Source organism: Ectobacillus ponti (assembly GCF_024294785.1).
Classification (GTDB): domain Bacteria; phylum Bacillota; class Bacilli; order Bacillales; family Bacillaceae_G; genus Ectobacillus; species Ectobacillus ponti.
In genome coordinates this window covers 24,988-50,516 of sequence record NZ_JANCLT010000012.1, presented here as the reverse complement: position 1 = coordinate 50,516, position 25,529 = coordinate 24,988, and the positions used below count along the sequence as shown (strand labels likewise).

At 49.0% G+C, this 25,529-nt stretch carries 24 protein-coding genes and 1 pseudogene; 5 read left to right on the top strand and 20 right to left on the bottom strand.

Features of this window, described 5'->3' with window-relative positions; translation table 11 throughout:
• Nucleotides 1–23: 23 nt before the first annotated feature.
• The 7 genes from uxaC to NK662_RS18450 form a co-directional block, all read right to left on the bottom strand.
• Nucleotides 24–1,478 carry a glucuronate isomerase gene (uxaC, locus tag NK662_RS18480; protein ID WP_254760427.1) on the bottom strand — a complete coding sequence of 485 codons (1,455 nt, stop codon included), beginning with the start codon at nucleotides 1,476–1,478 and terminating at the stop codon, nucleotides 24–26.
• A 217-nt stretch (nucleotides 1,479–1,695) separates the two neighbouring features.
• Nucleotides 1,696–1,887, bottom strand: a complete 192-nt coding sequence (locus NK662_RS18475) for a 4-oxalocrotonate tautomerase (protein ID WP_254760426.1) — start codon at nucleotides 1,885–1,887, stop codon at nucleotides 1,696–1,698.
• A gap of 13 nt (nucleotides 1,888–1,900) precedes the next feature.
• A complete protein-coding gene (locus tag NK662_RS18470; RefSeq protein ID WP_254760425.1) occupies nucleotides 1,901–2,686 on the bottom strand; it encodes a 2-keto-4-pentenoate hydratase in 786 nt (261 codons plus the stop codon).
• 15 nt (nucleotides 2,687–2,701) lie between these two features.
• Nucleotides 2,702–3,718, bottom strand: a complete 1,017-nt coding sequence (gene dmpG, locus NK662_RS18465) for a 4-hydroxy-2-oxovalerate aldolase (RefSeq protein WP_254760424.1) — start codon at nucleotides 3,716–3,718, stop codon at nucleotides 2,702–2,704.
• Nucleotides 3,719–3,730: 12 nt separating this feature from the next.
• Nucleotides 3,731–4,609, bottom strand: a complete 879-nt coding sequence (locus tag NK662_RS18460; protein WP_254760423.1) for an acetaldehyde dehydrogenase (acetylating) — start codon at nucleotides 4,607–4,609, stop codon at nucleotides 3,731–3,733.
• A gap of 13 nt (nucleotides 4,610–4,622) precedes the next feature.
• Complete coding sequence (locus tag NK662_RS18455; RefSeq protein ID WP_254760422.1) at nucleotides 4,623–5,417, bottom strand: 2-keto-4-pentenoate hydratase; 795 nt, start codon at nucleotides 5,415–5,417, stop codon at nucleotides 4,623–4,625.
• Nucleotides 5,418–5,429: 12 nt separating this feature from the next.
• Nucleotides 5,430–6,893: an aldehyde dehydrogenase gene (locus NK662_RS18450; RefSeq protein ID WP_438503640.1), complete on the bottom strand. Its 1,464-nt coding sequence runs from the start codon at nucleotides 6,891–6,893 to the stop codon at nucleotides 5,430–5,432.
• A 206-nt stretch (nucleotides 6,894–7,099) separates the two neighbouring features.
• Here NK662_RS18450 and NK662_RS18445 point away from each other — a divergent pair, with 206 nt between their 5' ends.
• The gene (locus NK662_RS18445; protein ID WP_254760420.1) at nucleotides 7,100–7,870 is read left to right on the top strand and encodes an IclR family transcriptional regulator; all 771 of its coding nucleotides are present in this window, start codon (nucleotides 7,100–7,102) and stop codon (nucleotides 7,868–7,870) included.
• A 45-nt stretch (nucleotides 7,871–7,915) separates the two neighbouring features.
• Here the strand turns inward: NK662_RS18445 and NK662_RS18440 are convergent, their stop codons facing one another.
• From NK662_RS18440 to NK662_RS18430, 3 genes are read right to left on the bottom strand one after another with little or no spacing between them, the layout of a single operon-like run.
• A complete protein-coding gene (locus tag NK662_RS18440) occupies nucleotides 7,916–8,353 on the bottom strand; it encodes a GlcG/HbpS family heme-binding protein (RefSeq protein ID WP_254760419.1) in 438 nt (145 codons plus the stop codon).
• Between the two features lie 20 nt (nucleotides 8,354–8,373).
• On the bottom strand, nucleotides 8,374–8,652 hold the full coding sequence (locus tag NK662_RS18435) for a 2Fe-2S iron-sulfur cluster binding domain-containing protein (RefSeq protein ID WP_254760418.1): 279 nt from the start codon (nucleotides 8,650–8,652) through the stop codon (nucleotides 8,374–8,376).
• Nucleotides 8,653–8,672: 20 nt separating this feature from the next.
• Nucleotides 8,673–9,587, bottom strand: coding sequence for a catechol 2,3-dioxygenase (locus NK662_RS18430; RefSeq protein WP_254760417.1), 915 nt, complete (start codon nucleotides 9,585–9,587; stop codon nucleotides 8,673–8,675).
• A 384-nt stretch (nucleotides 9,588–9,971) separates the two neighbouring features.
• On the opposite strand from NK662_RS18430, the gene NK662_RS18425 reads away from it, so the two are divergent.
• Nucleotides 9,972–11,138, top strand: coding sequence for an ROK family protein (locus NK662_RS18425; RefSeq protein WP_254760416.1), 1,167 nt, complete (start codon nucleotides 9,972–9,974; stop codon nucleotides 11,136–11,138).
• 106 nt (nucleotides 11,139–11,244) lie between these two features.
• On the opposite strand, the gene NK662_RS18420 is transcribed toward NK662_RS18425, so the two are convergent.
• Nucleotides 11,245–12,096 carry an alpha/beta fold hydrolase gene (locus tag NK662_RS18420; protein WP_254760415.1) on the bottom strand — a complete coding sequence of 284 codons (852 nt, stop codon included), beginning with the start codon at nucleotides 12,094–12,096 and terminating at the stop codon, nucleotides 11,245–11,247.
• Between the two features lie 368 nt (nucleotides 12,097–12,464).
• Nucleotides 12,465–13,871 carry an MFS transporter gene (locus tag NK662_RS18415; protein WP_254760414.1) on the bottom strand — a complete coding sequence of 469 codons (1,407 nt, stop codon included), beginning with the start codon at nucleotides 13,869–13,871 and terminating at the stop codon, nucleotides 12,465–12,467.
• A 642-nt stretch (nucleotides 13,872–14,513) separates the two neighbouring features.
• On the opposite strand from NK662_RS18415, the gene fsa reads away from it, so the two are divergent.
• Nucleotides 14,514–15,191, top strand: a complete 678-nt coding sequence (gene fsa, locus NK662_RS18410) for a fructose-6-phosphate aldolase (RefSeq protein ID WP_254760413.1) — start codon at nucleotides 14,514–14,516, stop codon at nucleotides 15,189–15,191.
• Nucleotides 15,192–15,263: 72 nt separating this feature from the next.
• On the opposite strand, the gene NK662_RS18405 is transcribed toward fsa, so the two are convergent.
• Nucleotides 15,264–17,486 (bottom strand): MMPL family transporter, encoded by a 2,223-nt coding sequence (locus NK662_RS18405; RefSeq protein ID WP_254760412.1) that lies wholly within the window; start codon nucleotides 17,484–17,486, stop codon nucleotides 15,264–15,266.
• Nucleotides 17,487–17,599: 113 nt separating this feature from the next.
• Here NK662_RS18405 and NK662_RS18400 point away from each other — a divergent pair, with 113 nt between their 5' ends.
• The gene (locus tag NK662_RS18400) at nucleotides 17,600–18,235 is read left to right on the top strand and encodes a TetR/AcrR family transcriptional regulator (RefSeq protein ID WP_254760411.1); all 636 of its coding nucleotides are present in this window, start codon (nucleotides 17,600–17,602) and stop codon (nucleotides 18,233–18,235) included.
• Between the two features lie 60 nt (nucleotides 18,236–18,295).
• Here NK662_RS18400 and NK662_RS18395 read toward each other — a convergent pair whose 3' ends face one another.
• From NK662_RS18395 to NK662_RS18375, 5 genes are all read right to left on the bottom strand, one after another.
• Complete coding sequence (locus NK662_RS18395; RefSeq protein ID WP_254760410.1) at nucleotides 18,296–19,084, bottom strand: ATP-binding protein; 789 nt, start codon at nucleotides 19,082–19,084, stop codon at nucleotides 18,296–18,298.
• Nucleotides 19,085–19,744: 660 nt separating this feature from the next.
• A complete protein-coding gene (locus NK662_RS18390; protein ID WP_254760409.1) occupies nucleotides 19,745–20,083 on the bottom strand; it encodes a zinc ribbon domain-containing protein YjdM in 339 nt (112 codons plus the stop codon).
• 189 nt (nucleotides 20,084–20,272) lie between these two features.
• Nucleotides 20,273–21,088, bottom strand: coding sequence for a DUF4405 domain-containing protein (locus NK662_RS18385; protein WP_254760408.1), 816 nt, complete (start codon nucleotides 21,086–21,088; stop codon nucleotides 20,273–20,275).
• 164 nt (nucleotides 21,089–21,252) lie between these two features.
• A complete protein-coding gene (gene scpC, locus NK662_RS18380; RefSeq protein ID WP_254760407.1) occupies nucleotides 21,253–22,767 on the bottom strand; it encodes a succinyl-CoA:acetate CoA-transferase ScpC in 1,515 nt (504 codons plus the stop codon).
• A gap of 128 nt (nucleotides 22,768–22,895) precedes the next feature.
• Nucleotides 22,896–23,540, bottom strand: coding sequence for a LytTR family DNA-binding domain-containing protein (locus tag NK662_RS18375; RefSeq protein WP_254760406.1), 645 nt, complete (start codon nucleotides 23,538–23,540; stop codon nucleotides 22,896–22,898).
• A 132-nt stretch (nucleotides 23,541–23,672) separates the two neighbouring features.
• On the opposite strand from NK662_RS18375, the gene NK662_RS18370 reads away from it, so the two are divergent.
• On the top strand, nucleotides 23,673–24,434 hold the full coding sequence (locus NK662_RS18370) for an SDR family NAD(P)-dependent oxidoreductase (RefSeq protein ID WP_254760405.1): 762 nt from the start codon (nucleotides 23,673–23,675) through the stop codon (nucleotides 24,432–24,434).
• A gap of 237 nt (nucleotides 24,435–24,671) precedes the next feature.
• On the opposite strand, the pseudogene NK662_RS18365 reads toward NK662_RS18370, so the two are convergent.
• Together NK662_RS18365 and NK662_RS18360 are read right to left on the bottom strand one after the other, a co-directional pair.
• Nucleotides 24,672–24,944: pseudogene (locus NK662_RS18365) on the bottom strand (methyl-accepting chemotaxis protein); the annotation flags it as partial.
• Nucleotides 24,945–25,292: 348 nt separating this feature from the next.
• On the bottom strand, nucleotides 25,293–25,493 hold the full coding sequence (locus NK662_RS18360; RefSeq protein WP_254760404.1) for a cold-shock protein: 201 nt from the start codon (nucleotides 25,491–25,493) through the stop codon (nucleotides 25,293–25,295).
• Between the last annotated feature and the right edge of the window lie 36 nt (nucleotides 25,494–25,529).

The following is a 25,529-nucleotide window of genomic DNA, read 5'->3' as shown; positions in this document are numbered from 1 at the left end:
GTTCCCCTCCGCTTGTAAGTATGTTAGGAATGAAAAAGCCCACCGATTGTAGGACGCTTGTCTGCTTCCCGTACCGGACGATGCAGGAAATACCGTTCCGCATTGCTATAGCTGATGTCCTTCGCCATTTGCCCAAGCAGCTCCATATCCTGCGGCATCAGGCCTGCCTCGGCCCATTCCCCCAGGAGATTGCAGAGAATGCGGCGGAAATAGTCGTGGCGGACATAGGATAGGAAGCTGCGGGAATCTGTCAGCATGCCGATAAAGTGCCGCAGCAGGCCCACATTTGCCAAGTCCTTCATCTGCTTCTCCATGCCGTCAATATGATCATTGAACCACCAGCCGGAGCCAAACTGCATTTTTCCAGGCACACCCGCTTCATAGAAGTTGCCCATCATCCCAGCCAAAACGGCATTGTCCTTTGGGTTCAGGTTGAACAGTACCGTTCTTGGCAGCAACTGCTCCTGCTCGAGGGCATCCAAGAACGCGGATAAGCCTGCAGCCATGTTGGCTTCTCCCACCGAGTCAAACCCGGCATCGGGGCCAAGCTGCTGCTTCATTCTCGTATTGTTGTTGCGCATTGCCCCCATATGGAGCTGCATGACCCATTCCTTTTCTGCATACATTTTACCCATTTCCTTCAGCAGATAAGAACGATACAGAATGAGCTCTGCAGCTGTCAAACCTTCGCCCTGCAAGCGCTTAACAAAAATTTGCGCTGCCGCTTCCTGCGTGGCTTCTACATACTCCATTTGCTGAATATCATGGTCAGATGCTCTGCCGCCCATTTCATGGAAAAAGTCTACCCGTTGCTGCAGTGCTTCAAGCAGTGTTTCCAAGGACATGACTGCAACTCCGCTGACGGCAGACAGCTTTTGGATCCAATCCGTAAAGGTTGGACGCTCCAGGAATAAGGCGCCGTCCGGCCGGAATGTCGGCGCTACGGCAACTTGAAAGGAAGAGTCTTCCCGCAGCAGCTGGTGATATTCCAAAGCGGAAGCCGGATCATCTGTCGTGCCGATAAAAGCGACCTTGGAGCGTTCAATCAGCGCCCGCGGACGAAAATCCTCTCCTTGCAGCTTTTCGTTGCATGCCTCCCAAATCTCCTGGGCGGTTTCCGGTGTCAGCAGCTTTTCGATACCGAAAAAGGTTTGCAGCTCCATGTGGGCCCAATGGTGCAACGGATTTCCAAGGAGATAGGGCAATGTTTCCGCCCAGGCTGCAAACTTCTCCCAGTCACTGGCACCTCCCGTTATGTAATGCTCGCTGATGCCGTGCATTCGCATCGCCCGCCACTTGTAGTGATCGCCGCTCAGCCATACTTGTGTCATATTTTCATAGGACTTGTTCTCGTATATTTCCTTTGGACTCAGATGGCAATGAAAATCAAAGATTGGCATGTCTTGTGCAGCGTTCTCATACAGCTGGACAGCCATGCTCGTATGCAGCAAAAAATCTTTGTCCAAAAACTTTCCCATGCTTCTTCCCCCTTCATAATTGTAACAGCGCAATACCGCAGTGTACGCCTGCTATATATCTCTTTTATTAATTTGTTTATTAAACAAATTAATAGACAAGACTAATTTACCATTTTTATAGTTTTCCGTCAATGTCTTTGCCGCAGGATGTCATGATCTCTTCACAATAGATGAAGCTGCCAAAAAAATTCCGGGTCCTCTTCGGGCCCGGAATTTCTCAACGCTTCAGCTCTGACATCGGTATGCCGCCGACACCCCAGTGTGTACGCGGGATTTCTGTCACAATGACACGGATGCTTTCCTTCGGTGCTTCCAATGTGGCACTTACGGTTTCAGTGACCTGCTGGATCAAATTCGTAACCTTTTCTTCCGGTCTTCCTTCCAACATCTGAATATGAATCAATGGCATGAAACAATCCTCCTTATCTTGTAACACGGAACTGCAACTCTCCCAATCCATCCCATTTTGCCGTCACAGTATCACCTTCCGTAAGCATCACTGCTCCGGTGACACCGCCTGTTAAAATGACCTCGCCGGCCTTTAGCTTTTCATGCTTGCGCGCCAGCATATTGGCAAGCATCGCCACTGAATTGGCGGGATGCCCGACAACTGCGGCGCCGGCACCAAGCTCCTTCAGTTCGCTATTGATATACAGTGTCACCCCAACCAAATCAAGCTCTATGCCATCCGGCTTTGTAAAACGGTTGCTGAGAATCACGCGGGAGGATGAGGCATTGTCGGCAATTACATCAGGCAGCGTGAACTGAAAATTTTCGTAGCGGCTGTCAATGATTTCAAGAGCAGGCGCTACATACTCCGTTGCAGCCATTACGTCCTCGGCTGTAATGCCCGGTCCCTCCAGATCTTTCCCAAGAATAAAGGCAATTTCCGCTTCCACCTTCGGATGAATGAGCTCATCCAGTTTGAGCGCTTCTCCCTCCGAAAGCATCATATAATCAAAAACGTAACCGTAAATTGGCTCTTCCACCTTCATCTGGACCATTTTGGCCCGGCTGGTCAGCCCCATCTTCGGCCCGATAATCCGGTGCCCAAGCTCTGTCTTCATGGCGACAAGCTCTTCTTGAATCTGATACGCTTCGCTTACCGACAAGTCGGGATGCTCCGCTGTGATGCGTGTCACCTCTTGCTTGTTCATCTCCGCGTCATGCAGAAAGGAGGCCAGCTCCTTCACTTGTACTGCATTCATATTCTCCTCTCCTTTCTATAAGACGACAGCGCGGCTTCTAGCCAGCTCTGCAGCAACATCAATAATCATATCCTCTTGTCCGCCAACAACCTTGCGCTTGCCCAGCTCTATTAAGATATCGCGCGCATCAATGCCAAACTGCTTGGCTGCCCGCCTTGCATGAAGCTGGAAGCTGGAATATACGCCGGCGTAGCCAAGCACCAGGCTGTCTCTCGTAATCTCCTGCGGCACCTGCAGCAACGGCGCGACAATCTCCTCAGCGACGTCCATAATTTGATAGAGATCAATGCCAGTTTGGCAGCCAAGCTGGTCCAGCACGGCGGTAAGCACCTCGGTCTGCGTATTGCCCGCACCGGCGCCCAAGCAACGGATGCTGCCGTCAATGCGGACCGCACCCTCTTCAATGGCTGCAAGTGTGTTTGCCATTGCCAAGGAAAGGTTATTATGTCCATGGAATCCAATATCAACCTGCAGACTCTGCCGGAGTGCATGAACACGTTCTTTTACCTGATGAGGCAGCAGTGCGCCGGCTGAATCAAACATGTATACGGCATCCGCACCGTAGCTTTCCATCAGCTTCGCCTGCTCCACCAGCTTCTCAACCGGCGCCATATGCGACATCATTAAAAATCCGACTGTCTCCAGCCCAAGTTCCTTTGCCTTGGCAATATGCTGTGCAGACACATCTGCTTCCGTCACATGTGTGCCGATTCTCGCCATCTTAACCCCGAGTGCGGCCGCCTCCTTCAGCTCCTTGACAGTCCCGATGCCCGGCAATAAGAGCACAGCAATTTTAGAATTGCGGCACGCCGCCACGGCTGCTTCAATCAATTCCATTTCATTCGTTCCCGATAAGCCATACTGCAGCGACGAACCGCCAAGACCATCACCGTGGGACACCTCAATATATGGCACGCGCGCCGCATCAAGTCCCCGTACAACGCGCGTTACCTGTTCGGCCGTATACTGGTGCGCCACCGCATGACTGCCGTCCCGCAGCGCTACCTCCGTAATGATAATTTGCTTTGTCATGTGCCATCCTCCTTACACTGCATGCACTGCACCGTGCTTCGCAAATTCTTCAGCAACCTTGACAGCCGCAGCCGTCATAATATCGAGATTTCCGGAGTATGTCGGCAAATAATCCCCTGCACCTTCAACCTCAAGGAAAACAGTAATACGATTTCCGTCAAAAATCGGCTTTGTGCGGAGACGATAGCCTGGTACATAGGACTGCACAGTTTGCACCATGTCTTGAATCGAAGCGGAAATTTTTTCCTCATTCATCGTCCCATCCTCTACAAGCGCATGAACCGTATCCCGCATTAAAATAGGCGGCTCTGCTGGGTTTAAAATAATAATGGCCTTTCCCTTTTTCGCTCCGCCAATTACTTCAATGCCTTTAGCAGTCGTCTCTGTGAATTCATCAATATTGGCCCGTGTGCCAGGTCCTGCACTTTTGCTGGAAATGGTGGCGACGATTTCGGCGTACGCAACCGGACTTACCCGGTGAATCGCATGAACAATGGGGATAGTTGCCTGGCCGCCGCATGTAATGAGGTTCACATTGTCCTTATCCAAATGCTCCGCCATATTGACCGGCGGCACAACGAGCTCCCCGACTGCCGCAGGTGTCAGGTCAAGCACAAGCTTTCCCGCTGCCCGCAGCAGCTCGGCATGGTGAAGATGCGCCTTTGCCGATGTTGCATCAAATACGAGATCCGCCAGTTCAGGTCGCTCGAGCAAACCATCGATGCCGTTGTCAATTGCCTCGTAGCCAAGCTCTTTGGCCCTGCGCAGCCCGTCTGATGCAGGGTCAATGCCGACAACCGCTGTCAGCTCCAGATGCTCTGACCGCCCGAGCTTGATCATTAAATCTGTACCAATATTTCCTGAGCCAAGAATGGCAACCTTCATTTTCATGGGCCTTCTCCTCCTACTCTGTAAACTGTACAGTTACTTCGCCCAAATGGGCAAACCGCGCTTTAAATTGGTCTCCCGGCTGTGCTTCTACGGCGGCTGACAGGGCGCCTGATAAAATGACCTCGCCGGCCTTCAAGGCTATTCCGAATTCTGACAGCTTGTTGGCCAGCCAAGCTACACATGTTGCGGGATGACCAAGAGCAGCCGCACCAACTCCTGTATTGACGATTTCACCGTTTTTGTACAGCACCATGCCCATCTGCGCCATATCAAACTCATGGACAGCAAGCTGCTTCCCGCCAAGCACGTATAACCCTGATGAAGCGTTATCCGCAATTGTATCCTGCAGCTGAATCTGCCAATTGGCAACGCGGCTGTCAACAATCTCCAGCGCCGGTACTACATATGCCGTTGCGCGCAGCACATCGGCGGATGTCACTCCCGGCCCTTGCAAATCCTGCTTTAATATAAAAGCAATTTCTGCCTCTACCTTTGGCTGCAGTACCCGCTGAAAGGAAATGCGCCCGCCGTTCTCCGCCTCCATGTCATCCAGCAAGTGTCCATAATCCGGCTGGTCCACACCAAGCAGCAGCTGCATCGCTTTTGAGGTAAGGCCAATTTTTTTGCCGGTAATCCGGCTTCCCCTTTGCAGCTTGCGGTCAATCGTGACCAACTGCACCTGGTACGCATCCTGTACCGTAAGCGCCGGCTCCAGTTGTGTCAGCGGCGCCACACCGGCACGGGACGATTCCGCCCCGGCCAGATGCTCCGCCAACGTTTCGTAGGATTCAGAAACAGTTTGGCTCATCTTGCTTCCTCCTTATAATTTAATACAGATATTCGTCAGTTCACTGTAAAACTCAAAGCTGTGCATGCCGCCCTCACGACCGATGCCGCTTTGCTTCATGCCGCCAAACGGTGTGCGCAAATCGCGCAAAAACCAAGTGTTTACCCATACTATACCAGCCTCAATTTGCCCCGCAACACGATGCGCCCGGCGCAAATCATTGGTCCAAACCGTTGCGCTCAGCCCGTAATGTGTATCATTCGCTTGTTCCACCACTTCTTCCTCTGTATCAAACGGCAGCACCGTAACGACCGGACCGAAAATTTCTTCGCGCACCACGCGGCAGGAACGGTCCAGCCCTGTAATGATTGTAGGCTCCAAATAGAAGCCCTTCTCCAGCCCCTCCGGCCGCTTGCCGCCTGTTACAACCGTGCCCCCTTCTGCCTTCGCCAGTTGGATATAGCTGCTGACGCGGCTATAATGCTCTTCGCTGATGAGTGCCCCGACCTTCGTATTTGGATCAAACGGATGGCCGACCGTCAGTTCCTTCGCTTTTGCGGTAAACTTCTCCACAAATGCCTCATAAACTGGACGCTGCACATAGATGCGGGAGCCGCACAGGCACACCTCGCCCTGATTGATAAAGCTGGACTTCAGTGTTGTTTCCAAGACTTCATCGAGGTCACTGTCAGCAAAAATGATGTTGGGATTTTTTCCGCCAAGCTCATAAGAGAGGCGTTTCAACGACTGCGCAGCAGCCTTCATAATGATTTTTCCTGTAGTTGTTTCACCTGTAAAGGAAATAGCGTCCACATCAGGATGCTCTGTCAAGGCTGAGCCGGCAGAATCCGGTCCGAAGCCGTGCACAATGTTCACAACACCGTCCGGCACACCAGCCTCTTTACAAATTTCTCCAAGCAGCGTTGCAGTCATCGGCGTCAGCTCGGCTGGTTTGATGACTGCCGTATTGCCGGCTGCCAAGCAAGGCGCCAGCTTCCACGTCAGCAGCAAAAGCGGCAGATTCCATGGATTAATGAGACCGACTACACCGACTGGACGGCGCACAGCGTAGTTAATAGCGACATCATCGTGCTGATATGCTTCTGTTCCGATGGAGCGCAGGTAATCTGCAAAAAAATGGAAGTTATAGGCGGAGCGCGGGATGTCGACTGTGCCGGATAACCAGTACGGCTTTCCTGTATCAAGAGATTCTAAGCGGGCCAGTTCGTCCTTGCGCTCGAGGATGATATCACCGATGCGGCGAATGATGGAGATGCGCTCATGCTGGGTCATTTTTTTCCAAGGTCCGCGCAGCGCCTTGCGTGCGGCAGCCACCGCCAAATCAATTTCCTCTTTTCCGCCTTCTGCCACCGTGCCAAGTATTTCTTCCGTTGCCGGATTGACATTCACAAACGTCTTTTGATTTCCAGAAGCTACATACTTGCCATCAATAAAATGACGGCAATCCATCGTTTTTATCAAATCAGCTGCCTTCATATGTTCCGCCTCCATTTTTTTGAAATTCTGAATCTATTTTCATCTTAGCGGCGCCTTGTTCTCTATACAACATCCGTGTTCCTATATAAGCAACGAGAGGAATATTTTTTTGAATATTTTTTCTTTTGTTGCGAACTATCCAGCATTCCCCTTACACTGATACATAGAAACACCGTTCTTTTATACGGAATATAAGGGGGATACATATGAAGCTGGCAAATCAAGAAGGCGTGCTCTCCTCTGTCAAAAATGCGCTGTCACTCCTGCGCTGCTTTACACTGGAAACACCTGAGTGGAAGGTGACGGATTTGGCGGCGCATCTGCAGCTTGGCAAAAGCACTGTCAGCCGCATGCTGACGACACTGGCAAGTGAAGGCTTTGTGCAAAAGAACCCGGAGACACACAAATACAGGCTTGGATTAACTATTTTGCACCTGAATACGGTCGCTGTTTCCTGCCTGGAGGTAAGCCGGGAGGCACTCCCTGTATTGACGCGTCTTGTGCAGGAAACTGGCGAAACCGCCCATATTTCAGTACTGCAGGATGATGCGGTTGTATACCTGAATAAAGTCGAGTGTAAGCATCCGGTGAAAATTCTTACGCATGTCGGCAGACAAAACCCAGCCCATTGCACCAGCTCCGGCAAAATCATCTTGGCGCATCAAAGCGAGCAACGTGTGGACGCCTTCATCGCGAAAGGATTACAAAAATACACGCCAAACACGGTGACAGATCCGCAGGATTTTAAAGCAATGCTGCAAAAAGCAAAAAAGCAGGGCTACGCAATCAGCATGGAGGAAATTAACGAAGGCGTAGGCTCCATTGCAGCGCCAATTCGCGATTATACCGGCAGGGTCGTCTATGCCGTCAGTGTGATTGGGCCGGTGCATCGGATGAATCCGCATGAGCCTTCCATCCTTCACAGGGTGAAGCTGGCTGCACATGAAATATCAGAGCGGCTTGGCTACTTTAAATAACAGATAAGGCCATGCATGAATCCATGCATGGCTTTTTACGTCTCTTTACTCAGCAGCGAGCACGGCTTCAAGCAGTTCAAGCGCATAGTCGGCGCATTGTGCATCCTCCTCAACCGTTCCGCCAGACACTCCGATGCCGCCTGCAAGCTGGCCCTGAATGCGGATGGGCACCCCGCCGCTAAAGACGGTCAGCCGCGGGGTATGCACAATGCCATGCAGCAGCTCGGGGCTGCTGGAAATGAGCGGATACCAGTCCGAGGTGGGCAGACCAAAGGCTGCCGCCGTATAAGCTTTGTCCTGAGCAATCCCTATGCTCAACAACGGGGCGCCATCCATACGCAGAAACGCCTGCAAGTTTCCGCCGCCATCTACGACTGCGGCATTCACGGCAACTCCAAGCTGCCCTGCTTTCTCACAGGCACGCTGCGCCAGCGCCGCCGCCATATCCATTGTTAAAATTGGCTTCATTTCGTATACCTTCATCTGTTCCTCCTGTGCACCCGCTATACGCGAATTTTCAGGTGGCTGCGGGGATATGTCTTACATGCCAGGCTGTAGTGCAGTTCCCGCTCCTGATCGGAGAGCACGGCCTTTGAGCTTGCGCCCCGCTCATACTCGCCGCCTTCAATTAAAATTTTGCACAAGCCGCAGCCGCCGCCCTTGCAGGCATACGGAATGGAAACCCCGTTCGATCTCGCCGCATCAAGCAGCGTCTGGTCTTCCGGGCATACAAAGGCAGCTTCCTGATCTGCATGACTCTGATGAGCCGTAACACGATACATCTCTCATCCCCCTCTGCTTTTTATGTCAGTGCTTTCCCGAAGGACTCCATCAGTTCACGGCGATGATAAAAAATACCCGTGCCGATTTTATCCTCTGTCCAAGTAATTGTCGGAGAATCGTGATATACGGTCGTTCCGCCTGCGAAGGCTTCATTTCTGTTTCCGGATGGATCGAAGAAATAGACGGTCTCCCCGCGGGTAATACCATGGCGCGTCGGTGTAACCTCAATCGGTACATTGAACATCGTCAGCCGGTCTGCCGCCTTCAATACGTCGTACCAGTTGTTGACAAAGAACGCCGCATGGTGCAGCTTCTTATCCGGCCCTTTTACGAACGCTAAATCATGTGCCTTGCCATTACGGGCGTGCAGGAAGCTGCCGACCATGACTTCCCCGTCCACTGTCATAATTTTTTCGCTTTGATGCAAATCAAGCGCTTCTGTAAAGAAGCGTGTTACAGTCTCAATATCTTCCCCTGTCAACAGACAGTGGTCAAATCGATGAGGCGCGATGCCCTTTGTGTCCAGCGGCCACGGGTGCGGATTTATGAAGCCTACCTTTGTGCCGACCATTTCAATATCCTTATACAGCTCCACCTGATGACCTGTCGGAATCTCAATCCGCACGGCTTCGCCTTCCCCGATGCGGCTGCCGTTGGAAACACGTTTCACTGTACAGCCAAAGGCTTCTGCACTCTTCTCAAAGCGTGCTAAATCCTCCCATGTTTCCACCTTAAAAGCAAGGTGGTCAATACCTGCAGAATCGGATTCCTGCAGAATGATGCTGTGGTGGTCAAACTCATCCCATGCTTTCATATAAACACGATGCCGGTCCCTGGCAACAACATCAAGACCAATTACGTTCCGGTAATACTCCACTGACTTTTCAAGCTCCAGCACTCGCAGCTCCGCTCTGCCAATTCGAATAATTCCCATTTCCTCACCCTCACCATTTCATATTGGACCTGCAAACAAGTAAATGAAACCGCTAACAAATCACAACTTGCTCGTGTATTCTGAAGATGTGGGAAGAAGCATCACTATTTTCGGAATATTAGGAATACTACTTTCTCTTATGATAGCGCTCCTGCAATTCCTATAACAACACTGCCATTCCTCTATATGGAACAAAACAAAAATTTTCCTATTACTTGCGGGAACTTTCAGACTCCATCCCCTCTCAGGAAATACGAAACGTCACACTGCATCAAAATCCCATGAAACAGCACAAAAGTGCACTTAATTTGCAGTTTTCTTGCGGTTTGCCGTTTGTTAACTGCTATAATGAACATAGAAACTGCTGAAAAATGGAGGACTTGTATGGTTACTGGCGATGCGGCTTATATAAAAAAAATTAATCGTGCCCTTATTCTCGAGAAAATTATAGAAGAAGGCATGATCTCAAGAGCTGATTTGTCAAAAGTCACTGCTCTCACACGCGCTACCATTTCCGCACAGGTTGCGGACTTATTACAGGAAAACTTAGTGGTGGAGGCCCAACTGGAGCACAATACGGTAGGCAGAAAACCCATTATGCTCTCCTTAAACCGCTCTGCCGGTTACGCCCTTGGCATCGACTTGGACTATGGGCAAATTACATTCACCTTATCCGACCTGCTCGGACGCCCCGTTTCGTCGAACGTTGTGGAGTTGTTTACCACAAATTACGAGGAGATTCACCGGCTGCTTACGGAACACATCCGCGTATATGAACAGAATTGTACAGACAGCCATTACGGTCTGGTCGGCATTGTAGTGGCTGTACATGGTCTTGTGACGAAGGAAGAAATCATCCACTACATCCCGCGCCTGAACTGGCATGAGGTTGATTTAAAGCGTGATTTGGCGAAGGAATTTACCATCCCGATTCACATTGAGAATAATGCTAATTTGTGTGCGTTTGCGGAGCGGGTATATGTACATCACCAGACAGATAATTTGCTCTGTGCCACCTTGTACTCAGGCATCGGTGTCGGCATGATGATGAACAGCGAATTTTTCCGCGGCCATGACGGTTTTGCCGGCGAAATTGGCCATATGATTGTGATGCCGGAAGGAAAGCCATGCGAATGCGGCAACAAGGGCTGCTGGGAGAAATACGCTTCAGAAACAAGTGTCTTTAAAGCACTCTCCATGAGCCGGCATATAAAAGGGCTGACACATGCACAAATCCAGCAATGGCTTCAGGATGGTGATGGGGAGGTGGAACAGCTGATGGAGCAGTTCCTCTATTACCTGGCAATCGGGCTGAATAATATTATTAACATGTACAATCCCGATGTACTGGTATTGGACAGCAAGCTGCTGCAGCTGTACCCAAGTGCGCTGCAACGGATTCAGGGGCATTTGCACTCTTCCATCAGCCACTATCGCGAGCTGCGCATTTCCTCGTTGGGAAAAGAGTCCTGTGTACTGGGCGCCTGTGCCCTTGCCATTAAATCCTTCCTGGATGTGCCGAGACTGAATTTATCTTGGGAAAGCGCCTGAGTTTCACTTGTGAATTAAAAAAGGACTGATGGAACGTACAACTGCGCTTCCATCAGTCTTTTTCCGCATGCCTCAGGGCTCCCATCACGGAAGGCGGGCAAATCTTTTATATGCGTTGCTTGTATACGGGCTTACGATTCGTTTTAATGAAAGTTAAAAGGTTATCAATGAACGGCTCTGTTTTTTCAATTTGCGTCCAATGGCCGCACTCATTGAATACATGCAATTCTGCATGCGGCAGCAGTTGGATGAATCGGTAGCTCGTATGTTCAATAGGGATGACCTGGTCATGTAAGCCGTGGAAAATCAATGTTTGAATTTGGATTTCTTTGATTTGCTCGTCCTCTAACGCCATCTCATCTAATTTCTTTTGGCGTGGAGCCGGGAACATAGCAGAGAATGCTTCTCTTGTATCAGATCTCATACTTGCTTCATAGCGCATACGAACAAGCTCCTCGTTGTTTGCCGTTTCTTGATTATAGGAGAACAGCCTAATAAGCTCCCTCATGGATTCCAGGCCTGGTTCATACCCCCATACAAGCTCTAAGCCTGCAGAAATAGGATGTTTCGTGCCGACACTGCCCATTAAAATTAACTTTTTCACCAAATCAGGCCTGCGATATGCGATGTGAAGGGATAATGCACCGCCAAATGAGTTGCCAACTAAATAAACCGGTTTATCTGAAACAGCCTCAATGAAACCGATCAAATGCTCTATCCACAATTCAACAGTGTAATCATGATTTGCCAGCTTGTCTGTTTCGCCAAAACCAATAATGTCCGGTGCGAAAACCTTGTAGGATTCGCTTAGACGAGGAATCACCAGGCGCCAGTTTGCAAGAGCTGAAACTCCTGGGCCGGATCCATGTATTAAAATGATAGTTTCATCTCCAAAGCCCTCTTCATGATAGTGCGTTTGAATTCCATGAATTCCCATGTACTTTGAACCAATCTGCAAGTAAATTCCCCCTTTTATAGTTTCTAAGACGTGCTGCCTGCTGTGTCTGCCTCATTTCCACAACATTGTCTGCATGTCTCCTCCCTAACAAGCCCTCTAAAACTATGAAATGATGTTTCAAGCTCATTATAAAGGCCAAAATATGGGAAATTAAGGTATGGAAAGTGTCAGAAATCGGAACTTTTCAAATACTTCCTTTTCATCCGTCCCGTTGATCGTCAAATTGTTAAAATGCCTTGCTTCAAACCATTTTCGGGGAGAAAATCAGCCAGCAAGAGAGTTACTGCATTCAGCAGAAGCCCTCCCTTTCCATGCGTAGCGGATGAAAGAAAAAGGGTATCCTGATTGGAATACCCTTTTGCCACTGCTTATTTGCTTGCGCGCTTCGCCGCCAAATCGACAGCCAACTGCTGTGTTTTTGCTTTGTTAAGCGGATACAAAAGTGAGATTATTAGGAAAATTAAGACAAAAACAACTGCAGGTACCAGTGTTGCCAATGTGTGAATGCCATCCAGTGTGCCTTGAGCTTGTGCTTTCAGAGTTGGGTTGTAACCGACCGCTGCAATTACCGCACCGCCCAAACCACCCGCTACGGCTTGGCCCACTTTGCGTGACATAGAGTAGATGGAGTAAACAGTTGCGTCTTCACGCAAGCCCGTCAGATATTCATGATAATCAATTACGTCTGTGACAAAAGCCCAGATTACAAGGTTGAACAAGCCATATCCAAAGCATGCCACTGCCAAAATGCTGACGAATTGGTTTGCAGTCAGGTTTGGCAAGAAATAAAGGAGGGCGTATACGCCAGCTGCAAGCAAGATCCCTGCCGATGCCACTTCCTTTTTACCAAATCTGGCTACCAAAGGCTTTACGAGAGGCATACCGATAAATACCGCAACAGATTGGACAAGACCCACCTTACTCAGTGCTTTCGCATTTCCGAAGTAATCCTTAAACAAGTATACGTTTACAGCACCAATCAGCATAAATACGATCATAAATGTTAAGGATGCAATTAGAATCCACATCAAGGGTTTATTTTTCACCAAACCCTTGGCAGTTTGTGCAAAATTTACCTTTGGCTTTGCTGTTTCATCCATTACAATTCGTTCCACTGATAACTTGTAGCATCCAATGTAGCAAGAAAGAGAAAGAATACCGAAAATAAGAGCACCTACCAGGAAGTGATTTGCATCTGCTTTATTATTGACAAACAAAATCATCGGTCCTACTACGTTAATAATTAAGCCGGCTAAGTTTGCACCCAGTGTTCTCCAGCTTGATAGCGTCGTACGCTCTACTGGATCGCCTGTGATAACAGACGCCATGGAGCCGTAAGGAATATTCACCGTACTGTACAAAGTCCCCCATAAAATATATGTTACATAGGCCCAAGCAAGATAGAAACCGTTCCCCATGCCTGGAATGTGCACAAACATTAAAACACCGGAAATAACCAACGGGAAGGACATCCTGAAAATCCAAGGTCTAAACTTCCCGTGTACTCCTGTTTTTCTGGTATCAATGAAGCGGCCCCATGAAATATCCGCTACAGCATCCCATAAACGCGCAAATAAGAACAGCCCCCCGACAGCTGCCGGATTGATGCGGAAAACATCCGTATAATAAACCATGAGGAAGGAAGCGACCAAAATGAAAAAGAAATCGTTTCCAAAATCGCCTAGTAAATAACCAATCTTATCCTTCATGCCAAACGGTCTGGCATTCTCTTGAATTCCTCCCGCTTCAAGGCTTTTAGCAGTTGCTTGTACCATCTCTACCCCTCCATATCATATGTATCATGAAGTCTTCCTCCTAAACCTCGCAGCTCCCCAACCTGCCGTATGTCCTCTTGCGTACAAAACAGCAGTTTCCATGGCTGCAGCAGACAGCTTTTCTAAAACCCCTTCCAAAAGCATGAAAATAATAATTCCATTTCCCACCAAATTTGTTCGATAAACAAATTAATTTGACATCTTTGTGTTAGCTTATCAATCCCCCCGTAAAGTAGTCAATAAGAACATTTCTACATTCGTCTGTCTCAATGAACAGGGACAGAAGCAATGTATTCCTTCCTATTAATTTGTTTATTGAACTAATTAATAGGCTTGTCTGTAGATTATCATCTGCTTCCTCTCCCGTCAATGTTAAATTGAAAGCGTTACAACATTTATTTTCTCTATTCTTTATATTCTGTACAATTTTGAAAACACCTCAATCTAATAGTACCTTACACTTTATATTCCTCTTACATGCAGACTGCCTGGAATTCTCCGCTGTATATTGACAGAATATAGCGAGTATTATTAAACTAGCACTATATTAGTTTGTTAGGTAAACAAATTAATATGAGGTGTGTGAAACTGCTGTATCTTCTCCAGTGGCCGGACACATATATTCCTTAAGGGGGACCATTTATGAAGTTCTTTATTGATACTGCAAATTTGGAAGACATTCAAAAAGCCTACAAAATCGGCGTATTGGCAGGTGTGACCACCAATCCATCTCTCGTTGCCAAGGAGGGGATCCGCTTCGAGCAGCGCATTGAAGAGATTCTGCAGCTTGTTCCTGGTGTAGAGTCCGTCTCGGCAGAGGTCACTCCCGATGCCGTTACAGCAGAAGAAATGATTGAACAAGCGGAAAAGCTCATCCTGTTGAACGGCCGGGATCCAAGCATTACAATTAAGCTTCCGATGACGACAGCTGGATTGGAGGCCACCCGCTATCTGTCTCAAAAGGGTGTCAAAACAAATGTCACTCTCATCTTCACCGTGAACCAAGCCTTGCTGGCGGCACGTGCAGGAGCAGCCTACATTTCCCCTTTCCTGGGTCGTTTGGATGACATTTCTGAGGATGGAATTCAATTAGTGACAAGAATTGCTGAACTGCTGCGCATTCATGACCTGGACACGCAAATTATTGCGGCATCTGTCCGCCATCCGGACCATGTAACACGCGCAGCCTTGGCAGGAGCCCATGTTGCCACTATTCCCTACAGCGTCATAGAACAGCTCGTGAAGCATCCTCTTACAGAGCAAGGCATGCAGAAATTTACTTCTGACTGGTTGAACGTATTTGAGGGACCATCCACCTAAAGAACATCTGTCTCTACGCTCCACGCATCCCACAGCAAAAGGGCAGAGGAAGCCTTCCCCTGCCCTTTTGCTTTATAGACCCAACTGTTTTTCTTCTTGCTTCCGCCACAGCTTTCCAGGCCAGAAGGCATAGCGCCCCAGCACAGCTGTTAATGCTGGTACTAAAAGCGGCCGCACCACGAATGTGTCCAACAGCACACCAATTGCCGTTACGATCCCGAACTGCACCAGCACCTGAATAGGCAGTGTCGCGAGGACTGCAAACGTTCCCGCCAGGATGAGGCCGGCTGAGGTAATGACGCTGCTCGTCTCGCTGACCCCGCCCGCAATGGCTTCAGCGTGAGGCTGCCTGCGTTTCTTTTTCCAAATACTCGAAATCATAAAGATGTTGTAGTCTTCTCCGAGCGCCACCAAGAATACGAAGGCATACAGCGGAATAGAGCCTGACATAGCCGGCATATCCAATCCATAATGAATGATCAGCCAGCCGGCGCCCAGTGCGGAGAAGTAAGACAACAGCACAGTCGCAATGAGATACACTGTTGCAACGATAGAACGCAGGTATACAAGCAGCAGCAAGGAAATGATGCCAATCACAACCGGGACAATGATACCTGTATCACGGTCAATGACCTGCTCTGTGTCATATACCTTTGACGTTTCGCCGCCAATCCAGTAATGATCCTTCGATTCAACTCCAGACGCCTTCAGGTATTGGGAAACACGCTCGCTGATTTTCGGAATGGTCGCGACAGATTCCTCGGCATACGGATCCTGCTTCAGTACGACATTCAAGGATACGTAGTTTTTGTTCTCCGTGCTTGGAACCGGATCCGTTACAGAAGCAACAAACGGCAGTGCACTTACCTGCTGCTTCAGCTGCAGCTCCTTTCCTTCCGTGTTTACAATCACCTGGACCGGTGCCAAATCACCCGGGGAAAAATGCTGAGTCATGAGCGTGAAGCCTTCACGGGAAGGCATATCCTTCGGGAACGACTCCAGCAAATTTTGTGTGTACTGTGCTTTTGGCGCGAAGAACGCAAGTCCGCCAAGAGCGATGGCGCTTACAAGGATGACCGTCAATGGTTTTCTTACAACAAGCTTGCCAAGACCTACGCTCAGCTTGCCATGTGCTGCCGGTCTTCTGAGCTTCTTCCCCTTTTTCGCCTCCCGTGCCAGCAGCATTTCTTCCGTTCTCGGAATGAACGGGAAGAAGGAAACACGGCCCAGGATCGCCAGGAGCGCGGGAAGCAGCGTAAGGGATGTGATCCCCATGATGAAAATGGACAGGCTGAAGGGAACCCCGAAGCGGTGGAAGGAACCGAATTCTGCCAGCAGTAAGGTGCAAAGGCTTACGACCACAGTCATGGCACTTACAAAAATCGCGCCGCCGGAATCTTGAATGGCAAGCCGCAATGCCTTCTTTGTATCAGCCTCCGTCAGCAAGTGCTCCCGGTACTTGGATACAAGGAACAGGCAGTAATCTGTGCCGGCGCCAAACAATAAAACCGTCATAATGGACACTGCCTGCGAGTCCACCGTAATGATGCCATCCTTCGCCAGAGCCCCCAGAATCGGCCCTGTCACGCCGTAGGCAAAGCCGACGCAAATAAGCGGGACAAGCGCCAGAATAGGCGAACGGTATAAAAGGATTAATAGAATCAGTACAATTAAAACTGTTGCAATTAACAAAGTGACATCTGCTTTACTGAACAGAGCCGTCGCGTCTGTCGCAATGGCTGCCGGACCAGTGAAACGAACGTGCAGACCGCTTTCGTCCAGCTTCTTATCAAACACATCCTTGGATGTCTGATCGGCAATATAGCTCTTCAATTCCTTCTGGCTGTCAGACAATTCCTCCGTGCTGGCTCCTTTCTCCATGAAGACCGGCGTCACAATGGAGGTGCCATCCTTGGAAGCAGAAGCCTGCAGCGCCTGCGGCGGCAGTTTGCCAAACGGCGGAATGGACTTCTGTACAGCCAGTGGATTTGCATCTAAATGCTTATACACCTGGCCGATCACCGCATAATCCTGCCCGGTGAGCCCTCTGTCACGGTACCAGACAAGCAGCAGCGGCGTGCCGGCATTGCTTGGGAATTTCTCCTTGGCTATCTTTTCTGCTTGCTCCGACATGGCGGTTGCCGGCAGGTTCTTAGCCCCATTATCCGTAACCTTATTGACATTTGGAAAAACGGATGACAAAACCCCCGCGAGAAGAATCCACATGGCCAACGTAATCCATCTGCCCCTTCGGCCGGAAACGGATTGTATAAAGAGCATAAGAAAATGTTTCATAACTTTCCTCCGTTCCTTTTTTAAATTATACTTACTAGTAGAATTTCTTCTGCCCTTAATTATATATACCAGTCGGTTAATTTTCAATTTTATTTTCACGAAAGGAGCTACAAATGACCACACAACGATTCGGCCGTTCACCTGGCAGACCAAAATCTGCTGAAAAAAGTGTTTCGACAAAGGAAAGCGTCCTGCATGCGGCAGCCTCACTCTTTTTGCAAAACGGATTTCAGAAGGTGTCCATTGACGATATTGCCAAGGAAGCAGGCGTGACAAAGGCAAGTGTATACTATTATTTCGGCTCAAAGGCGGAACTGTTCACCGAAACCATGATCGCAATGATGAAGCGTATCCGGGAACAGATTGCCCAACTCCTGCAGGCAGACACCTCCTTATACGAGCGGCTCCTCGCTGTAGCAGTTGCCCATCTGCGCTCCACTGCCACCTTTGACTTGGAAGGATTTATGCGGGAAAGCAGAACCTCGCTGAGCGAGGAGCAGATGGAGCAGATGCGCCTGGCTGAGGAAGGTATGTATGAATGTGTGGAGGAGGCCTTTCTTCAGGCGATACAAGAGGAAGACATTCCTGAAGTGAATGCCCGGTTTGCCGCACACTCCTTCATTGCCCTTGTACGGGTCGGAAACTACCGGCAGCCGGACGGCTCCTTCTTCTTCGAAACAACAGAGGAGGCAGCCGCTCAAATTATGTCCGTTTTCTGGAATGGGTTTTTCAGCAGTCCGGCATCCTGAAACGGAAGAAGCATAAAAAAGAGGAAGAGCCCAACCCGAGGGATGGTTCCTTCCTCCTTTTTATTCGTGATACAACGGAAACCGAATGATGACCGTGGTTCCCTGCCCCTCTGAACTGCGAAAGCGAATGGTTCCCTTGTATCTCTCTACAATTCTAAAGCAAATCATCATGCCCAATCCTGTTCCTTTGCTTTTCAGGGAGTAGAAAGGCGTGCCAAGGGATTTCAGCGCTTCCTCCGACATGCCGCAGCCCGAATCGACCAGTTGAATTTCAACGTGGCCGTCTTCCCTGGCTGCCCCTACGGCGATACTGTCGCCAACGCCGGATGCCTCTATTGCATTTTTAATCAAATTGATCATCAGCTGTTTAAACTCTATCATATGAGCCCCAATATAAAGCTGCTCCTGAGCATGCAAATGAATATGGTTGTTATGGAGAATACCATAAAACTGCAGCAGGTCTGTTACGCTTTGCAGGGCCTCCTTCACATCCACCTTCTCCACTTCTTTATCCTGATGCGGTCTGGCAATGGCCAAAAATTGCGAAATGACATGCTCCGCAGTATCCAATTCATTAATCATAAGAGAGAAGTTTTGCTTCATACGGGACTCTACAGAAGCATCCCCTTCGTAGAATTGCAGAAATCCTCTCACCACTGTCAGCGGATTCCGGATTTCATGCGCCACCGCGGCTGCCAATTCCCCAGTTGACCGCAATCGCTCTGAATCCTGCATTTGGTCGTAATAGTATTGCTGCTTCTTGATCCGCTCAACTGTAAAGTAAAAAATAAACAGGACAATGACTTGGCTGGCAATAAAGTTAATTATGCTGCCGGCCAAATCCATCATAAGATATGTAACATCTTTATTCCCTTGAGTGGCTAACTTAAAGTAGACCAAGGTAATGGTAAATGCCATGCCATTCATGAGAAAAGAAAGATAAAATAGCTTTACATCAAAAAACACGATAGAAAATATGGGGATGAAGCATATGAAAACAAAGGTTGACCACTCCTCGGGATACAAAAAGAAAAACATATAAAAATATGCAATTCCGACTGTCACCATAATGATCCGCATTCGGTGTGTTTCATGGAGAGGATACACAAACAAACACACTGAAAAGACAAAAGCCAATACAATATGGCACAAATCCATTGTAATCGGATTGTGGAAACGCGTAATTGCAAGCACTGTCCCTATCATAATCAGTGATACTGCAACGAATACTAGCGTATAATATAATTTCTTGTTGATCAAAATCTCAAGCTGCCTCATGCATACACACCTTATCCTAAATATCTTACTATATAGTATTAGGGAATTGAATAAAATTCAAGTTTTTCGGCTTTCCCCGACAAGCTCCATGTCTTCCTTCACAGAAATAAGGAAGCATCTGATTTCCTTTAAACCTTCAGTGCATGCCTTTCAAAACTGTTATCGACCTGGCTGTACACCCAAATAAAAAGCTGCAGCTTCCCCCCTCATCCGGGGAACTGCAGCTTTCCCTTATATTTTCTTTACAAACTCCGACTTCAGCTTCATTGGACCAAAGCCTTCAATTTTGCAGTCAATATCGTGGTCCCCATCAACCAGACGAATATTTTTTACCTTTGTTCCCATTTTCACAACCAAGGATGTTCCCTTTACCTTCAAATCTTTAATGACCGTCACGGCATCGCCGTCCTGCAGTATATTGCCGTTGGCGTCTTGAATCACCTTTTGCTCTTCAACGGTTGTTTCTGCTTCCGCGCTCCATTCATGCGCACATTCCGGACAAATAAGCAAGCTCCCGTCCTCATATGTATATTCCGAATTACATTTCGGGCAGTTTGGCAGAGTAGGCATCGTTTTCTTTCCTCAATTCCTTTAGATTGCAGTACCTTCCCCATTATACAAGCCCCTGTCCGGACCCGCAATGGGATGGATTGCATTTCGCCCTTCACAGGCGACGCATCCGGCATGGACAGGCAAACTGCTGGGACATGGCATCAAAAAAAGAAGGATACGCCCCCGTATCCTTCCCCGCATTCCTGATTACGCAAGCTTTTCCTTCGCTTTTACAGCCAGTTTCCGCTTGCGCTGCCATCTTCCTTCCACTCTATATGTGTAGAAGGCCATAGTACCGAATGCCGCGGAGTACAAAATCAGATTCGGAATGTTCCCGAGCAATCCGATTACGGTTACGCCGTCCTTGCCGTCATGGCCTTCCCGCTTTTGATCCTGTGAGCCGGTTCCGTTCTTTTGCTTCATATGACTTTCCATATCCTTCTTCATTTCGGAAGCGCTCTGGAACATGCGCGGCGCCTGTGTCACCAAGTCAGGAAGCTGTGTCAGCATGTAGATGGTGCCGACCGCCAATACAAGACGCGCCACAATCTTTGGTGAAGGCTTTCGGAAGGTAAACCATTTCGCCAGCTTCGGGAAACGGCTTCCCATTTGTTTAATCCAGTTCCAATGCAGCCCGATGTGAATCCCGACAACCACCAGCGCCAGTGTGGATGAGAACACGTGGATGGACAGCCAGTTCACGTTTGGCAGAATACCGAGCTTCGGAAGCACAACCTTGGAAACCAAGAGTCCGCTGATGCCGATCACGAGCATGTCCAGCAGCAGAATCACATTCAATACATAAGAAAATCTTGTCTTGCCCTTTACACTTTTGGAAAATATTTTCTTGCTGATGCCAACCACCCAATCCTTATTCATGAAAACATGAACAAGAATGCCTCCTCCTAATACAAGACCTGCAATTTCATGAAATGCCTGGCCTGTAGAATGCGGGCTATATAATAAGCACAATGCAATGGTCATACTCAAGTCCAGCCAAAAACGAATCTTATTCTTCTTCATTCCTCATTCCTCCTCGTTCCGTTTGCTTTCTGAGGATGAGTATAAAGCGGAAATGCCGGAGAATTATCAAGGAAATGTGTGAAGAATATGTGTTAAGGCAGCCACATAAAAGTGAAAAACCCCATCCGCTCTGACCGGATGGGGTCTCTTTCAAACAAGCAATGCTACACAGGCTGCCCTGCCGCCTCAAGCATAGTACCGTTCTTCACATAATTCACATGCCAGGAGAAGGCTTTCTCCAACATATGGGGAGTTTGTCCGCCCCTTGCTTTCGCTTCTTCATAGTAGGCCCGCAGCTGGCCGCGGTACATCGGATGTGCACAGTTCTCAATCAGGAGCTCCACCCGTTCTCTTGGCGCCAAGCCTCTTAAGTCCGCATAGCCCTGTTCAGTCACAATGACATCCACATCATGCTCCGTATGGTCCACGTGGGAGACAAATGGCACAATGCTCGAAATATCCCCGCCCTTGGCAATGGATTTCGTCACAAAGATGGCGAGACGGGCATTTCTGGCAAAATCACCGGAGCCGCCGATGCCGTTCATCATCCTTGTGCCTAAAACATGGGTAGAGTTCACATTTCCGTATATATCCAGCTCCAGGGCTGTGTTAATGGAGATTAAGCCGAGACGGCGGATGATTTCGGGATGATTGGAAATTTCCTGCGGACGCATCAGCAGCTTGCTGCGGTATTGCGCAAAGTTCGAAAACACATGCCGCATCTTCTCTTCTGAAAGTGTAAGAGAACAACAGGATGCAAACTGCACCTTGCCGGCATCCATGAGGTCAAACACGGCATCCTGCAGCACTTCAGAGTATACCTCCAAATCATGAAATTCCGAATCAAGCAGGCCGTGCAGCACGGCATTCGCAACAGACCCAATGCCTGACTGCAGCGGTGCCAAGCTTTCTGCCAGCCGCCCTGCCTGCACCTCCTTACGCAGAAACTGAATCAGGTGCTGCGCCATAACGACAGTTTCCTCATCCGGCGGAACAATGGTGGACGGTGAATCCGGCTGTTCGGTAAAGACAATTCCCTTTACCTTTTCCGGATCAATCGGAATTCCGGTTGTCCCGATGCGGTCGTTTGGCTTTACAAGCGGGATGGGAAGGCGCTCTCCCTGCTTACCCGGCTCATACAAATCATGCAATCCCTCAAGCTCCGGTGATTGCGCCAGATTCATTTCAATAATGATTGCCTTGGCATGCAGCGCGAAGGCCAAGGAGTTTCCAACCGAAGTGGTTGGAATGACCATGCCGTCCTCCGTTACCGCAACCGCTTCCAAAATGGCGTAGTCTACATCCAGTACACCTCCGCGCAGAAGCTCTGCAGTATGGGACAAATGCTGATCCACAAACAGAAATTCCCCTTGGTTAATTCCTTTCCGCATGGTGGCGTCCGCCTGAAAGGGCAATCTTTTTCCCAAAATGCCGGCTTCGGCGAATAATTTGTCCACATCCGACCCTAAAGAGGCTCCTGTATACACGTTCACCTTGAAGGACGGGTCTCCCTTCACCCGGTTTATCAAAGCAACCGGAACGGCCTTCACATCACCGGCCCGCGTAAAGCCGCTCAAGCCAAGTGTCATGCCGCTTTGAATCCAAGAAGCTGCCTCCTCGGGCGTAACAATCCGATCCCTCAGCCGTGGATCTCTAATTCTCTCTACACGTTGCTCCATACATGCATCCCTCTCTTAATGAATTGTTGCCTCTATTGTAACGGGGAACACCACCAAGATTAGAATTTCCGGCATAGAATACGGAATATTAAGACAAAACAGTAAATTCCTGCACCAAAGCAGTATGCTTAGAAGCCAAGCAATCTGCGGAAATAGCTGGAATAGGATTGGCTGACAGGCACCCGGTCGCCATTATCCATGGAAAGCAAAAAGGTGGAATGGGTATCCGGATAAATTTCTTGAATATGATTCACATTGACGATAAAGGAACGATGGCAACGGATAAAGAAGTCCTTGGGAAGCAAATACTCAAACTCCTGCAGCGAATACCGATGCGTTCCCGCTACCTTCTCTCCGTACACGCTTGTCTTCTTATCCTTTGCTTCCAGGTACACCACCTGTGAAAAGGGAATGGGCATCCAGCCGTCCCCCGTTTTTACGGTAACAACCGCTTTTCCATCCGTCAAAGCCGGATAAATGGCAGTTACACACCCTTCCAGCTGCCCCCCATGCAAAAGCGGCACCGCCATGCCGTGATATGGGACCCCGAAGACATCCCGATTGATAAATTCAGAGACCTTTTGCCTTGTCATCAGCGCCTTGTAAGCAATAGTCCCTTCTCTGACAGGGTCGCCGGCACTGATTTTTAAATCAATTCGTTTACTCGGTCTGTAGTATATATACTCCCTTGTGTCGGCCACGGCGATGGAAATCTCATCTGAGAACAATTCGCCGATGACATTGAGCAGTGATCCTAAGGTGATGGCTTCCATTCTCTAACCCCCTTGCTCTCTTATTATACTATGAATCACCTTGCAAAGTCCGCGGGGCCGTACTACATTAGAAATAGGATTTGCGTCATCGTAAAAATGAGTTACATAGCAAACGCCAAGGAGTGTGTAAGGATGTATCCAACATTTGACCTGAAAGGAAAAATCGCTGTTGTAACCGGGGCCAGCATGGGAATCGGGTATGGATTGGCAAAGGCGTTGGCCCATGCCGGCGCTACCGTCATTGCCGCTGCCCGCAATCTCCCTGCCCTTAGGCAGCTGTGCGCAGACATTCAGCAAGAAGGCGGAACAGCATTTGCCGTCTCTCTGGATGTCACCAACGTTCCCCATATCCACGCGGTGATGGAACAGATTGCCAAGGAGCATGGCCGCATTGACATTCTTGTCAATAACGCGGGACTGGGCGCCAACCACCCTGCTGTAGAAGTAACAGAAGCTGATTGGGATACCATGATGGATGTAAACCTGAAAGGTCTGTTTTTCTGCTGCCAGGCAGCAGGCAAGATCATGCTGAAGCAGGGCTTCGGCCGCATCATCAACATGAGCTCACAAGCAAGCGTAGTCGGAATTGTCGATCATGCCGTCTACTGCACTTCCAAGGGAGGCGTCAATCAGCTGACGCGGGTACTGGCGCTCGAATGGGCTTCCCGTGGTATAACCGTCAATGCGGTCGGACCGACATTTACCTACACCCCGGGGACAGCAGAACGGCTGGACGACCCCGCATACCTGCAAGGTGTCCTCGACCGCATTCCTGCCAAAAAGGTGGCGGAAATCAAGGATGTCGCAGGGGCTGTCATTTACCTTGCTTCACCGGCCGGGGATATGGTGAACGGAACCATTCTTTTGGTCGACGGCGGCTGGACGGCACAGTAAGAAAACGAAGGAGCCTCTCTTAATCGGAGGTTCCTTCGTGGTTCATCTATCCAATACCTGAAAAAGGAATGTATTCTCGCATCTTACCTTTCCTTATAATGGAACTTCGGCAGCTTCACTTAAGCAAAACAGACAAAAAAGCCGTTCCCATCAGGAATGGCTCCTAAGAAGTAACCCTCCATTTTCCGGACCGCAGAGAGAGGTTTACATCACAGCTGATAAGCATCTCTGCGCACTTCACAATTCCGATGCATACTTATTCAGTTGCCGGCTCATTTCTTCAATCTCCGTAATGTACCCTTTTACATCCTCTGTAGATTTTACCTGTTTCTGCGCAACGCCTGTCACCCGTTCAATGGAATTGGTTGTGGACTGTATCGATTTTTGCATATTGGTAAGGATGGTTCGAATCTTTTCCGCCGAATGGGCTGTCTCATTGGAAAGCTTGCGGATCTCCTCGGCAACTACACTGAAGTCCCGGCCTGCCTCTCCGGCCCGGGCTGCGCGGATTCCGCGCTCTCTTCCTTGGCTCGGCTCAAGTAGTTTATGCCGCTTCTGGATAATGGCTGCTTCTGGCGATCGGGCTTATCGTTGAACGTGGACATCTCGCATCCGCTCCTTCTTTCATATCTATAAGGTATAGCTTTCTACATAAGCCGCTGTCCGATTATAGAATCTCCGATGCGCTCACCCTCCTGTATATTATCAGTTGCATCTGTTCGCGTGCTGCAACTGGGCAATCTCATAATGTCTATATTTTTCTTTTTTTCGTTTATGAGTCCAGTCGATTTTGAGATCATCAGCCAGGTTTTCACCAAATAAAAAGGACTCCGTGATAACATGGAGCCCTCCTCGTCCTTAAGCTGTCTTTACATTCGTAGCTTGCAGTCCACGCTGGCCTTGTTCCGTATCAAACGTAACCTTTTGGCCTTCGTCTAAAGACTTAAATCCTTCGCCTTGGATCGCTGAGAAATGTACGAATACATCCGGTCCGCCCGCAGTCTCGATGAAACCGAAACCCTTTTCTGCATTGAACCACTTCACTGTACCTTGTTGCATATATATTTCCTCCTGTGTGGATGTCCTCCACCATGT

Bases quoted from the DNA above. Each gene is read 5' to 3' on its own strand.
- uxaC (WP_254760427.1), bottom strand. From the start codon at position 1,478: ATGGGAAAGTTTTTGGACAAAGATTTTTTGCTGCATACGAGCATGGCT.
- NK662_RS18475 (WP_254760426.1), bottom strand. From the start codon at position 1,887: ATGCCATTGATTCATATTCAGATGTTGGAAGGAAGACCGGAAGAAAAG.
- NK662_RS18470 (WP_254760425.1), bottom strand. From the start codon at position 2,686: ATGAATGCAGTACAAGTGAAGGAGCTGGCCTCCTTTCTGCATGACGCG.
- dmpG (WP_254760424.1), bottom strand. From the start codon at position 3,718: ATGACAAAGCAAATTATCATTACGGAGGTAGCGCTGCGGGACGGCAGT.
- NK662_RS18460 (WP_254760423.1), bottom strand. From the start codon at position 4,609: ATGAAAATGAAGGTTGCCATTCTTGGCTCAGGAAATATTGGTACAGAT.
- NK662_RS18455 (WP_254760422.1), bottom strand. From the start codon at position 5,417: ATGAGCCAAACTGTTTCTGAATCCTACGAAACGTTGGCGGAGCATCTG.
- NK662_RS18450 (WP_438503640.1), bottom strand. From the start codon at position 6,893: ATGAAGGCAGCTGATTTGATAAAAACGATGGATTGCCGTCATTTTATT.
- NK662_RS18445 (WP_254760420.1), top strand. From the start codon at position 7,100: ATGAAGCTGGCAAATCAAGAAGGCGTGCTCTCCTCTGTCAAAAATGCG.
- NK662_RS18440 (WP_254760419.1), bottom strand. From the start codon at position 8,353: ATGAAGGTATACGAAATGAAGCCAATTTTAACAATGGATATGGCGGCG.
- NK662_RS18435 (WP_254760418.1), bottom strand. From the start codon at position 8,652: ATGTATCGTGTTACGGCTCATCAGAGTCATGCAGATCAGGAAGCTGCC.
- NK662_RS18430 (WP_254760417.1), bottom strand. From the start codon at position 9,587: ATGGGAATTATTCGAATTGGCAGAGCGGAGCTGCGAGTGCTGGAGCTT.
- NK662_RS18425 (WP_254760416.1), top strand. From the start codon at position 9,972: ATGGTTACTGGCGATGCGGCTTATATAAAAAAAATTAATCGTGCCCTT.
- NK662_RS18415 (WP_254760414.1), bottom strand. From the start codon at position 13,871: ATGGTACAAGCAACTGCTAAAAGCCTTGAAGCGGGAGGAATTCAAGAG.
- fsa (WP_254760413.1), top strand. From the start codon at position 14,514: ATGAAGTTCTTTATTGATACTGCAAATTTGGAAGACATTCAAAAAGCC.
- NK662_RS18405 (WP_254760412.1), bottom strand. From the start codon at position 17,486: ATGAAACATTTTCTTATGCTCTTTATACAATCCGTTTCCGGCCGAAGG.
- NK662_RS18400 (WP_254760411.1), top strand. From the start codon at position 17,600: ATGACCACACAACGATTCGGCCGTTCACCTGGCAGACCAAAATCTGCT.
- NK662_RS18395 (WP_254760410.1), bottom strand. From the start codon at position 19,084: ATGATGGATTTGGCCGGCAGCATAATTAACTTTATTGCCAGCCAAGTC.
- NK662_RS18390 (WP_254760409.1), bottom strand. From the start codon at position 20,083: ATGCCTACTCTGCCAAACTGCCCGAAATGTAATTCGGAATATACATAT.
- NK662_RS18385 (WP_254760408.1), bottom strand. From the start codon at position 21,088: ATGAAGAAGAATAAGATTCGTTTTTGGCTGGACTTGAGTATGACCATT.
- scpC (WP_254760407.1), bottom strand. From the start codon at position 22,767: ATGGAGCAACGTGTAGAGAGAATTAGAGATCCACGGCTGAGGGATCGG.
- NK662_RS18375 (WP_254760406.1), bottom strand. From the start codon at position 23,540: ATGGAAGCCATCACCTTAGGATCACTGCTCAATGTCATCGGCGAATTG.
- NK662_RS18370 (WP_254760405.1), top strand. From the start codon at position 23,673: ATGTATCCAACATTTGACCTGAAAGGAAAAATCGCTGTTGTAACCGGG.
- NK662_RS18360 (WP_254760404.1), bottom strand. From the start codon at position 25,493: ATGCAACAAGGTACAGTGAAGTGGTTCAATGCAGAAAAGGGTTTCGGT.